This window comes from Arthrobacter sp. 18067, assembly GCF_902706295.1.
Lineage (GTDB): Bacteria > Actinomycetota > Actinomycetes > Actinomycetales > Micrococcaceae > Arthrobacter.
This window is the reverse complement of the sequence record NZ_CACSJJ010000008.1, coordinates 185,733-196,103: the sequence shown is the minus strand read 5'-3', so window position 1 is coordinate 196,103 and position 10,371 is coordinate 185,733. Positions and strand designations below refer to the sequence as shown.

Sequence of the window (10,371 nt, the reverse complement as noted above, 5' to 3'; positions counted from 1 at the left end):
GAGCGATTTGCAGTGCGCTTTCTTTTTCTTTTTGCTTTGATTTTTATTGTTTTTTTTTTTTTCAAGCAGAAGACGGCATACGAGATAGGAGTCCGTCTCGTGGGCTCGGAGATGTGTATAAGAGACAGGTTTGGTGAGAGAGGGTCGGGGGACGGGTTACAGGACGGGCAGTTCCCAGTCGATGGGGTCCGCTCCCTGTCCCACCAGCAGCTCGTTGCTGCGGCTGAAGGGCCTGGAACCGAAGAAACCCCGCGACGCCGACAACGGACTCGGATGGACCGACACGATCGACGGCGCTCCACCCAGCAACGGCACCACGCCCTCGGCGTCCTTGCCCCACAAGATCGCCACCAACGGGCTCTGGCGCCCCGCGCCGTCCGTACGGTTGGCGACGGCGGTGACTGCCGCCGTCGTGATGGCCTCCCAGCCCTTGCCGCGATGTGAGCCGGCATCTCCGGCTGCGACACTGAGAACGCGGTTCAGCAGGAGGACGCCTTGCTCCGTCCAGGCGCTGAGGTCGCCATGGATTCGGGGCGGCAAGCCGAGGTCGTCGTGAAGTTCCCGGTAGATGTTGGTCAGGCTTCGCGGGATGGGCCTCGTTTGCCGTGACACCGCAAAGGAAAGCCCGACGGCGTGTCCCGGCGTTGGGTAGGGGTCCTGGCCCAGAATCAATACCTTGACGTCGGCCAGTGGTTGCTTGAAGGCCCGCAGGAGGTTTTCGGCGGAAGGGAGGACCTGGGTCCCCTTACCGGCTTGGGTGGCTACGAAGGCCAACGCACTCCGGAGTTGGCCTTCGACAGGACGCAGCGCATCGGCCCAGTCGGGGGCCATCAGTTCTTCGAGCGGGCGGTCAGGCAGCCCGGCAAATCCGGCCTCGCCCACGTCTGCTGGTTCAAGATCAAAGAGTGCATCCTCGCCATTCACCACGCTATTGTCTCCCGCGCGGCCCGGCCCGGCGAATGACAGCGTTGTTATTCGCCCGTAACATGGGGGTAGGACATTTTCCCCTAACAAGCGTCGAAGGAGTGTGCCGTGGCCGAACCAGCACCGGAACCGATGGCGTCGCAGTCTGCCGGTTTTGCCCTTGAAGACCTCGCCGCAGAGACCCGTAGTGACTCTCCGTTGAGCGAGCGGGACCAGCAGATGCTGGCCCTGGAGCGGCAGTGGTGGAAGTACGCCGGCGCTAAGGAACAAGCCATTCGTGAGCTCTTCGATCTCTCGGCTACACACTATTACCAGATCCTGAACGCGTTGATTGATACCGAAGACGCGTTGGCCCACGATCCCATGCTCGTCAAGAGATTGCGTAGACTACGTACGTCCCGCCAGCGTGCGCGGACGGCACGTCGCTTGGGGTCCGACGCGTAAATCGCCAGGCTGATCTGTCAGCAGCAACCAGCAAGGACAACGCTTCACCATGACCAAATATGCCAAGGACGAATTCGACCAGGTCCCGCAGAACACCTCCCGGCAGGGCGTTCACCGCGACGCCCAGGAGACCGCACGCCCCACGTTGTGGCCGGTCCTGACTGTTGGGGCGGTGGCCTTGGTCCTCGGATTGGTGGCCTTCCTGGTCCTTCCGAACCTCGGCGTGGTGGCACCCGGTGCAGCGCCCAGCGTTTCGACGCCGGCACCGCAGCAGAGCGATGCCTCGCCATCAGCGACGCCGACTGAATCCAGCAGCGCGCCCACCTCATCCGGCGAGCCGACCCCGTCCGACAGCCCGTCTGAGACGTCGTCCGCCGCGCCCGTGGACAAGTCCACGCCGGTAGCGGTCTACAACGGCGCCGGCACGGCCGGTCTGGCTGGCCGTGTGGCCGGTCTGGTGGAGGCCGATGGATGGACGCTCAGCACTGTGGGTAACTGGGGTGGGCTGCCGCAGCAGACGTCCGTGATCTTCTACAACGCCCCTGAGCAGAAGGTGAACGCCGAGGCCCTGGGTGCTCTGCTGGGTATTCAGTCGATCGTTGAATCTCCCGAGGTCCAGCAGCCCCTGGTGGTTGTGGCAGGGCCTGGTTACCAGTAACACCCGGGCTTCCCAGAGCCCGGAAGGCCCAACTCGGTTAAGCCTCAATAACAAAAGTGATGCCCTGGCCCTTCATGGGAGCGCCGGGATAGTGACAGTGGTTACAGTGGATTAATTCCGGTACGGAGATCCCGGCAACCGGTCTTGGCTACTGCGAAAGTGTGGGCATCATGGCATTGGGAACCGTCAAATGGTTCAACGCCGAAAAAGGCTACGGCTTCATCACTGTGGATGAATCGGGCGACGACGTCTTTGTACACTGGTCCGCCATTCAGATGGATGGCTTCCGCGCCCTTGAAGAGGGTCAGCGGGTTGAGTTTGAATTGGGCGAAGGACAGAAGGGCCCGCAGGCCGAAGGTGTCCGTGTCGCCTAGTTCGAAAGGCATGTCCCCGTCAGCCCTCGGCTGAAACCCCTTTGTTTATAGAGCAAAGTGGCATCTCTGCTTGCACTCTCCCCAGTCGAGTGCTAATTATTGATTTAGCACTCCTATGGTTCGACTGCTAAGTCCGGCCCGGGCAACCCCGGCGGTGGACAGCTTGCGGACCACTGGAGGATCAAGAAACACCTTGGTGGGGTGAGGTCCGGAGCGCGGGGCATACAGAGGCCGCGAGCAATGGACCGTCCGTCGCGGGCACCCCATCTGACAGGTACCTTCTTAACGACTGTCCCGAAAGGACTACCGCCGTTATGGCCAAGATCATTGCATTTGATGAAGAGGCACGCCGCGGCCTCGAGCGAGGCCTGAACATCCTCGCAGACGCCGTCAAGGTCACCCTCGGCCCGCGTGGACGCAACGTCGTCCTCGAAAAGAAGTGGGGCGCCCCCACGATCACCAACGATGGCGTTTCCATCGCCAAGGAGATCGAGCTGGACGACCCTTACGAGAAGATCGGTGCAGAACTGGTCAAGGAAGTTGCCAAGAAGACGGATGACGTCGCTGGCGACGGTACTACCACTGCAACCGTCCTCGCCCAGGCACTGGTGAAGGAAGGCCTGCGCAACGTTGCCGCCGGCGCCGACCCGCTGTCACTCAAGCGCGGCATCGAGAAGGCTGTTGAGGCAGTCATCAGCGAACTGCTGGCCTCCGCCAAGGAAATCGAAACCAAGGAAGAGATCGCAGCTACGGCTTCCATCTCCGCCGGTGACCCGGAAATCGGCAGCCTCATCGCCGAAGCCCTGGACAAGGTGGGCAAGGAAGGCGTCATCACGGTCGAGGAGTCCAACACCTTCGGCCTGGAGCTCGAGCTCACCGAGGGTATGCGCTTCGACAAGGGCTACATTTCCGCTTACTTCGTCACCGACGCAGAGCGCCAGGAAACGGTCCTCGAAGACCCGTACATCCTGATCGTCAACTCCAAGATCTCCAACGTGAAGGAACTCGTCACGGTTCTGGAGAAGGTCATGCAGTCGAACAAGCCGCTGCTGATCATCGCCGAAGACATCGAGGGCGAGGCCCTGGCCACCCTGATCGTCAACAAGATCCGTGGCACCTTCAAGTCCGTTGCCGTCAAGGCTCCGGGCTTCGGTGACCGCCGCAAGGCCCAGCTCGCCGACATCGCCATCCTCACCGGTGGCCAGGTCATCTCCGAAGAAGTTGGCCTCAAGCTCGAAAACGCTGGCCTGGAACTCCTCGGCACCGCCCGCAAGGTTGTTGTCACCAAGGACGAGACCACCATCGTTGAAGGTGCCGGCGACGCCGAGCAGATCGCAGGCCGTGTGGCCCAGATCCGCGCCGAGATCGAAAACTCCGACTCCGACTACGACCGCGAGAAGCTGCAGGAGCGCCTGGCCAAGCTGGCCGGCGGCGTTGCAGTCATCAAGGCCGGTGCCGCAACCGAAGTTGAGCTCAAGGAACGCAAGCACCGCATTGAGGACGCAGTCCGCAACGCCAAGGCTGCTGTCGAAGAAGGCATCGTTGCCGGTGGTGGCGTTGCCCTCATCCAGGCCGGCGCCAAGGCATTCGCCAACCTCACCCTCCAGGGTGACGAGGCAACCGGTGCCAACATCGTCAAGGTTGCCATCGACGCTCCGCTGAAGCAGATCGCCTTCAACGCCGGCCTCGAGCCCGGCGTAGTGGTTGACAAGGTTCGCGGCCTGCCTTCCGGCCACGGCCTGAACGCTGCCACGGGCGTCTACGAAGACCTTCTGGCTGCCGGCGTCAACGACCCCGTAAAGGTCACCCGCTCGGCTCTCCAGAACGCTGCTTCCATCGCTGGTCTCTTCCTGACCACCGAGGCCGTAGTTGCCGACAAGCCTGAGAAGAACGCTCCGGCTGCCGGTGGCGACGACATGGGCGGCATGGGCGGCTTCTAAGCCTCCTTGCTGTAGCGATACAGCGCCAAGCGTCACGCTTTAGAGCAAACGACGGCGGTCCTCACCTTTGGTGGGGGCCGCCGTTTTTGCTGCCTCACCCAACTAGGTCGCAGTTAAGCACCTTTGGAGTGCTCAAAACGGCCTGTGCTGCTACCTACTTGGGTACCTATCACGGTTTCAGTGTCGGTGGGGTCTGGCAGGATTAACGCATGACGATTATTGCTGCCGCTGATGGGTCCGCCCTCGGCAATCCTGGGCCGGCCGGTTGGGCCTGGTACGTTGATGACTCCTGTTGGCGCGCAGGAGGTTGGCCGCACGGCACCAACAACCAGGGTGAACTCATGGCCGTCCTGGACCTGTTCCGGTCCACGGCACACGTGCCGGAAGAAGAATTGCTGATTCTTTGCGACAGCCAGTACGTCATCAACTGCGTCACCAAGTGGATGCCGGGCTGGAAGCGCAAGGGTTGGCGCAAGGCCGACGGCAAGCCTGTGCTGAACGTGGACCTGCTCAAAGACATCGATCAGGCGATCGTTGGCCGCAAGTACAGGTTCGAGTGGGTCAAGGGACACGCCGGGCATGACCTCAACGAGGCCGCTGATGAGCGTGCACGTGCCGTAGCCACGGCCTACCAGCAGGGTGTGGCGCACCGGGCCGGACCGGGGTTCCCCGGTGCACGGGGGCAGGACCAAGCGGAGGTGGAGACCCCGGCACAGGCCAAGACGCGGACCGCAGAACAGGCAGGTACTCAGCCCCGCGCGTCAGAGCCCGTTCCTGCGGGTGCCGCTGCCGCCTCTGCGGGGGTCGCGGCAAAAGCCTCCCCCAAGTTCGAACGCAGCCCGCGGCCCCATTTCGAGCCGACGCTCTTTGGGGAGTCCGGAATCTTTGGCCAGCCCGATCTTTTCAGTGAACTCGAAGGAGCTTCGGCCCAGGAGCTCTCCGCTGAGGACACCGTCCTCGCCTTGGAACGGGAGTTGCTCAGGCCCGACGTGCGGGCTGACATCGGCCGGATTGGCGTGCTGCTCCACCCGGATTTCGCGGAGATCGGCAGCTCGGGCCGTTTTTGGACCCGGGACGCCATGATGATGGCGCTTGAAGAGGACCCGGGCGAACCCACCGAACTTGAACTTCTCAGCGCCGACCGTCTCAGCGAAAATACCATCCTGCTGAACTACCGCAGCCTCGCCCATACGGGGTCAGCCCTTCGAAGTTCTGTCTGGATGCTGGACCGCGGTCAATGGCGGCTCCGCTTCCACCAGGGGACTGTGGAGAGCTAAGCACTCTCGATAAATGACCTGCAGGGCCGGGATGCACAGGGGGAAGACACCCGGCCCCGCAGGAGCTCAATGGGCGGAAAGCCTAATACGTGAAGCGCTGGGTGTTGCCCTGCTCCACCTCCGAGTAGCTTGTGGCGGCTGAAGACAGTGCCATGTTGATGGATGCGAGCGAGGCTTCGACTTTGCTCTGCGTGAGGGACCATTCCACGACGAGGGACTGAAAGTTGGTGGCTGCGGACCCCCGCCACGTCGCCTGGAGTTCCTCCAAACCGCGTGTCATGGCCAATACATCGGAACTGATGCGATCAACGGTTCCTTTGACAGTGGCCGACTTGAGCTGAAGCAACTCGGTATCGACGGAGATGACGCTCATGGGTAATGCCTTTCGACGAAGATGTTCCGCAGGCTGCGGCGGGATGCGTGGGCCACAACATCGAGCCTAGGCAGGGCACAGCAACCGCGAAACGCGGCTTCGCCGCTATGTGGACAACACCGCTATGTGGAAATACTGCCAGTAGGGCAGCAGCATCGGCCGGGCGGCAGGGCTATTGGGACACCAGCTCTGCCGGCTCCTCACGGAACGGAAGGCTGACCACCAACGTGGCGCCGCCGCCGTCGGTCTCCGAGACCCGGACCGTACCGCCGTGCGAGCCCACAATCGCCGCAACAATTGCAAGGCCGAGTCCGCTGCCACCGGTTTCCCGGGTGCGCGAAGTATCCGCCCGGTAGAACCGTTCGAAGATCTTGTTGGTTTCCGTCTCCGGGATGCCGGGTCCATGATCGCGGATCTCCACGACCGACACTGAGCCGGCGGGGGTGGTTCGGACACCCACAGCGAGTTCTATCGGGCTACCTTCCGGCGTGTACCTCAGGGCATTGCCCACCAGGTTGCCGATGACCTGCCGAAGTTTGGCTTCGTCGCCTTGGACGGGAGCCGCGGCGGGGGAGTCGCCGTCGAGCCCTGCGAGGGTGATGCTCCGGTCGCCGGAGGAGGCCCTGGTGTCCACCATGGCATCGTGGGCCAGGAGTTGCAGGTCCACCGGTTTGAGCTGAAGCGGGCGCTGCTCGTCCAAACGGGCCAGCATCAACAGGTCCTCCACCATGGAGCCCATGCGCTTGGCTTCGCTTTCGATCCTGCCCATCGCCATCGCCACATCTTCCTGGGAGGTCAGGGCGCCGTGCCTGTAGAGCTCAGAGAAGCCTCGGATGGTCACCAAGGGCGTGCGCAGTTCATGGGAAGCGTCGGCTGCGAAGCGGCGCATCCGCCCCTCGGAAGCAGCGCGGGCCGCAAATGAGGCCTCAATGTGCGCGAGCATGGCGTTCAGGGAGCCGCCGAGCCTGCCGACTTCGGTGTGCGGGTTGTCGATTTCCACACGGCGGGAAAGGTCGCCGGCCGCGATGGCAGCAGCCGTCTTTTCCACCTTGGCCAGTGGCCTGAAGGATCGGGCCACGGTCCAGGTGGCAATGAAGAAGGCAAGCACCAGGGTCAAGAGGCCAACGCCCACCACCACCAGGACGGCATGTTCCATGACTTTGTCCACGGGGGTCAGTGGAAGTCCGATGATGACCACGCCGTTTAGTCCATCATTGGTCACCACACCTACGGCAACTACGCGCCAGTCTGTCCCGCCTGTGCCCCTGACCTGGAACGGGGTATTGCCGCGCTGTTTCGCCTCAGCAAGGGTGATATTGGCAATGGCGGGACGGTCAGTCTGGCTGCCGCCCAATTGGTAAGCATCAAATCCGGGGACATACAGCGTGAGCGAGTAGTCCGTGGGCACGGCAGAGTCGTTGGGCGCCGTGGGGTTCGGACGGGACAGATTGTTGAAACCACCCTGCTGTTGGGCCAATGCGACCGCGGCCTTGAGTTTGTCGTCCACCTGGCCCTGCAGGTAACTCTTGACGAGCGTCAACGTGCCCGAGCCCGTCGCCGCCAGGGCCAGCAGGAGCAGGCCCATGATGATGGCGACGAGCTGCGACCTCAGGGACGCCGATTTCCAGCGTTGCAGCAAGGTCAGCGCTTCTCTGCCGTTCGCAGCACATAGCCCACGCCGCGCTTGGTCTGGATCAGGGCAGCGGCATCGGGATCGATGTCCACTTTGCGGCGAAGGTAGGAAATATAGGACTCAACGATCGAGGCGTCGCCGTTGAAGTCGTATTCCCAGACGTGGTCCAGGATCTGGGCCTTGGAAAGTACCCGGTTGGGGTTCAGCATGAGGTAGCGCAGGAGCTTGAACTCGGTGGGGGACAGCTCGATCACGGTGCCGCCGCGGCGGACCTCGTGGGCGTCGTCGTCGAGTTCAAGATCGTCGACGCGGATCACGGCGTCGTCATCTTCCAGCGGCTGGGTGCGGCGGAGGACTGCCCGGATTCGTGCCACTACTTCGTCGAGGCTGAAGGGTTTGGTGACGTAGTCATCGCCACCGACGGTCAGGCCGGTGACTTTGTCCTCGGTGTCATCCTTGGCAGTAAGGAACAGGACGGGGAAGTGCTTGCCCGCGGCGCGGAGGCGGCGGGTTACCGTGAAGCCGTCCATGTCAGGGAGCATGACGTCCAGGACGGCGAGGTCGGGAGCATGGAGGTCGGCTGCGGCGAGGGCTTCGCGACCATTGGACGCGGCAACGACCTCGAAACCTGCAAAACGCAGGGACGTGGAGAGCAGCTCGCGGATGTTGGGTTCGTCATCGACGACAAGGAGCTTGGCTTCGGGGCCGTTCTTTTTCATGACATCCATGATGCTCCCAGAAACTGGGAGTTCTCTGGATGCTGCATGTGAGCGCACTGCGTGGCAGGGTTGCGTCGTCTGACCTTGCCGGGAACCGCCCTCAAGCACCCAAAGCCAGGCCCGCCCCCAGCGCCACCATGGTCACGGCGATGCCGCCGTCCAGGAACCGCCACGACAACGGCCGCGCAAAGAAGCCGCGGAGAAAGCGGGCACCAAAGCCCAGCGAGCAAAACCACAGGATGCTGCCCAGCATCGCGCCGGCACCAAACCACCACTGCAGGGGAGTGCCCTGCGCGCTGGCGATAGAACCGAGAAGGGCGATGTCCAGGTAGACGTGCGGGTTGAGCCAGGTCAGTGCAAGGACGGTGGTGACGGCCGCTGCAAGGCCGCGTTTCGCGCCGCCGTCGTGGCCTGCTCCCTCGCTGGCAGTCAGCGACTGCCGACGCAGTGCCCGCCGGGCAGCCAGCAAGCCGTACGTCACCAGGAATGCGGCGCCAATATAGCGGAGAACGACGACGGCGGCAGGGGCTGCCGTAATCACGGCGCCGGTGCCAAGGACACCGGCAGCGATCAGTACTGCGTCGGATAATGCGCAGACGGCCACGATGGGAAGGATGTGCTCGCCGCGGATACCTTGTCGCAGCACGAAAGCGTTTTGTGCGCCAATGGCGACGATGAGAGCCAGGCCTGTAGCAAGGCCGAGGCCCGCGGAATGGAAGAAATCAGTGTAAGTCACCCTTTGAAACTACGGTCGATGCACGCTTCAGGCCAGCTAATGATTCTGATGCCACATAAGATTTCCTTATGCCCCAGTTTCCTTCCGAACAGTTGCTGACCTTCGCCACGGTCCTCTCCGAGGGGACGCTGGATTCCGCGGCGCGACTCCTTCACATCACGCCCTCTGCGGTCTCCCAGCGGTTGAAGGCGCTGGAACAATCAGCGGGCCGGGTGCTGCTGCAACGCAGCAACCCTGCTCAGGCCACCGAAGCAGGTGAGGTAGTTCTCCGTCTGGCCCGCCAAGTCGCGCAACTGGAGGCCGACGCAGGCCGGGAGCTAGGGCTGGGCACGGACGGTGCGCAACTTGCGGTGCCGATCGTGGTCAATGCGGACTCGCTGGCTGTGTGGTTCCTGCAGGCGCTGGCCCACGTGCCCGGTGATCTCAACGTCACTTTCGACCTCCACCGGGATGACGAGCAGCACTCAACGTCCTTGCTGCGCTCCGGCACGGTGATGGCTGCCGTGACGGCAACCCCGGAGCCCGTGCAAGGGTGCCGCGTGGAAAGCCTGGGCGTCATGCGGTACCGCGCAGTGGCCGCACCGGGCTACCTGGATAGGTGGTTCCCGGATTTTCCGGACGGTTTGGACCGGGCCGCACTCAACGCTGCGCCCACCGTGGACTTCGACCGCAAGGATACCTACCAGTGGGCCTTTGTGCGCTCGTGGCCCGACGCTTCGGGTGATCCTCTGCCTGAGCGGCGGGGGCCTCGGCACTACGTGCCGGCTTCGCAGGATTTCGGCGACGCGATCCGGCTGGGCCTGGGCTGGGGCTTGATCCCTGAAGTCCAATGCGGACCGGACATAGCCGATGGCAGGCTGGTTGAGCTGGCACCGGAGAGGCCCTTCGATGTGCCCCTTTACTGGCAGCGATGGAAGACAGCCTCCAGGGTGCTGGACGTACTGAGCGATACGGTGCGTGAGGTGTCCGGCCGATACCTCACCACGCCCTGAAAGCGGCTAAATCCGAACACGCCCAAGGATGCTTCCAATAATGTCAGTGCCCCGTTCCACACTTAAAACATGGCAAACACAGCAGCTCCAGTCAGCATCCACCACCGTCAGGTCGCCGAAGACATCGAGTTCCACGTGACCTACCTGGACAGCGAAACGGGCCGGGTCCGGCGTGAGGACTTCCACGACCTCGCGGCGGCCGAACGCTTCGCCAGTGCCCAGCTCCGCGACGAGGATTGCTGGGCTGTGGTGGACCACGTCAAGGTCCAGCACACCAGCCGGATGGTTGCCTAGGCACCAA

The 10,371-nt window shown here is 63.0% G+C and carries 12 protein-coding genes; 7 read left to right on the top strand and 5 right to left on the bottom strand.

Going from position 1 to position 10,371, the window contains the following annotated elements; genetic code table 11:
• Positions 1–156: 156 nt before the first annotated feature.
• The gene (locus tag GVL04_RS10335; protein ID WP_159703504.1) at positions 157–927 is read right to left on the bottom strand and encodes a uracil-DNA glycosylase; all 771 of its coding nucleotides are present in this window, start codon (positions 925–927) and stop codon (positions 157–159) included.
• A 129-nt stretch (positions 928–1,056) separates the two neighbouring features.
• Between GVL04_RS10335 and GVL04_RS10330 the strand changes: the two genes are divergently transcribed.
• The 5 genes from GVL04_RS10330 to GVL04_RS10310 all read left to right on the top strand — a co-directional run bounded on the left by GVL04_RS10330 (position 1,057) and on the right by GVL04_RS10310 (position 5,617).
• Entirely contained in the window at positions 1,057–1,368 is a 312-nt protein-coding gene (locus GVL04_RS10330; RefSeq protein WP_011773735.1) for a DUF3263 domain-containing protein, read from the top strand.
• Positions 1,369–1,417: 49 nt separating this feature from the next.
• Entirely contained in the window at positions 1,418–2,026 is a 609-nt protein-coding gene (locus tag GVL04_RS10325) for a LytR C-terminal domain-containing protein (protein WP_159703498.1), read from the top strand.
• Positions 2,027–2,196: 170 nt separating this feature from the next.
• Complete coding sequence (locus GVL04_RS10320) at positions 2,197–2,400, top strand: cold-shock protein (protein WP_011773737.1); 204 nt, start codon at positions 2,197–2,199, stop codon at positions 2,398–2,400.
• A 314-nt stretch (positions 2,401–2,714) separates the two neighbouring features.
• The gene (gene groL / locus GVL04_RS10315; protein ID WP_089593895.1) at positions 2,715–4,340 is read left to right on the top strand and encodes a chaperonin GroEL; all 1,626 of its coding nucleotides are present in this window, start codon (positions 2,715–2,717) and stop codon (positions 4,338–4,340) included.
• Between the two features lie 209 nt (positions 4,341–4,549).
• Positions 4,550–5,617 carry a ribonuclease HI family protein gene (locus GVL04_RS10310; RefSeq protein WP_159703495.1) on the top strand — a complete coding sequence of 356 codons (1,068 nt, stop codon included), beginning with the start codon at positions 4,550–4,552 and terminating at the stop codon, positions 5,615–5,617.
• An 82-nt stretch (positions 5,618–5,699) separates the two neighbouring features.
• Here GVL04_RS10310 and GVL04_RS10305 read toward each other — a convergent pair whose 3' ends face one another.
• The 4 genes from GVL04_RS10305 to GVL04_RS10290 all read right to left on the bottom strand — a co-directional run bounded on the left by GVL04_RS10305 (position 5,700) and on the right by GVL04_RS10290 (position 9,078).
• The gene (locus GVL04_RS10305) at positions 5,700–5,990 is read right to left on the bottom strand and encodes a WXG100 family type VII secretion target (RefSeq protein WP_159703492.1); all 291 of its coding nucleotides are present in this window, start codon (positions 5,988–5,990) and stop codon (positions 5,700–5,702) included.
• 172 nt (positions 5,991–6,162) lie between these two features.
• Positions 6,163–7,629, bottom strand: coding sequence for a cell wall metabolism sensor histidine kinase WalK (locus GVL04_RS10300; protein WP_200846809.1), 1,467 nt, complete (start codon positions 7,627–7,629; stop codon positions 6,163–6,165).
• 2 nt (positions 7,630–7,631) lie between these two features.
• Positions 7,632–8,342 carry a response regulator transcription factor gene (locus tag GVL04_RS10295; RefSeq protein WP_026543233.1) on the bottom strand — a complete coding sequence of 237 codons (711 nt, stop codon included), beginning with the start codon at positions 8,340–8,342 and terminating at the stop codon, positions 7,632–7,634.
• A gap of 100 nt (positions 8,343–8,442) precedes the next feature.
• The gene (locus GVL04_RS10290; RefSeq protein WP_159703489.1) at positions 8,443–9,078 is read right to left on the bottom strand and encodes a LysE/ArgO family amino acid transporter; all 636 of its coding nucleotides are present in this window, start codon (positions 9,076–9,078) and stop codon (positions 8,443–8,445) included.
• Positions 9,079–9,146: 68 nt separating this feature from the next.
• Here GVL04_RS10290 and GVL04_RS10285 point away from each other — a divergent pair, with 68 nt between their 5' ends.
• Positions 9,147–10,070: a LysR family transcriptional regulator ArgP gene (locus tag GVL04_RS10285; RefSeq protein ID WP_159703486.1), complete on the top strand. Its 924-nt coding sequence runs from the start codon at positions 9,147–9,149 to the stop codon at positions 10,068–10,070.
• Between the two features lie 69 nt (positions 10,071–10,139).
• On the top strand, positions 10,140–10,364 hold the full coding sequence (locus tag GVL04_RS10280) for a hypothetical protein (RefSeq protein WP_159703483.1): 225 nt from the start codon (positions 10,140–10,142) through the stop codon (positions 10,362–10,364).
• The last annotated feature ends 7 nt before the right edge of the window (positions 10,365–10,371 follow it).

Coding starts and splice junctions, on each gene's coding strand:
- GVL04_RS10310 (WP_159703495.1), top strand. CDS start 4,550: ATGACGATTATTGCTGCCGCTGATGGGTCCGCCCTCGGCAATCCTGGG.
- groL (WP_089593895.1), top strand. CDS start 2,715: ATGGCCAAGATCATTGCATTTGATGAAGAGGCACGCCGCGGCCTCGAG.
- GVL04_RS10325 (WP_159703498.1), top strand. CDS start 1,418: ATGACCAAATATGCCAAGGACGAATTCGACCAGGTCCCGCAGAACACC.
- GVL04_RS10295 (WP_026543233.1), bottom strand. CDS start 8,342: ATGAAAAAGAACGGCCCCGAAGCCAAGCTCCTTGTCGTCGATGACGAA.
- GVL04_RS10280 (WP_159703483.1), top strand. CDS start 10,140: ATGGCAAACACAGCAGCTCCAGTCAGCATCCACCACCGTCAGGTCGCC.
- GVL04_RS10330 (WP_011773735.1), top strand. CDS start 1,057: ATGGCGTCGCAGTCTGCCGGTTTTGCCCTTGAAGACCTCGCCGCAGAG.
- GVL04_RS10305 (WP_159703492.1), bottom strand. CDS start 5,990: ATGAGCGTCATCTCCGTCGATACCGAGTTGCTTCAGCTCAAGTCGGCC.
- GVL04_RS10285 (WP_159703486.1), top strand. CDS start 9,147: ATGCCCCAGTTTCCTTCCGAACAGTTGCTGACCTTCGCCACGGTCCTC.
- GVL04_RS10320 (WP_011773737.1), top strand. CDS start 2,197: ATGGCATTGGGAACCGTCAAATGGTTCAACGCCGAAAAAGGCTACGGC.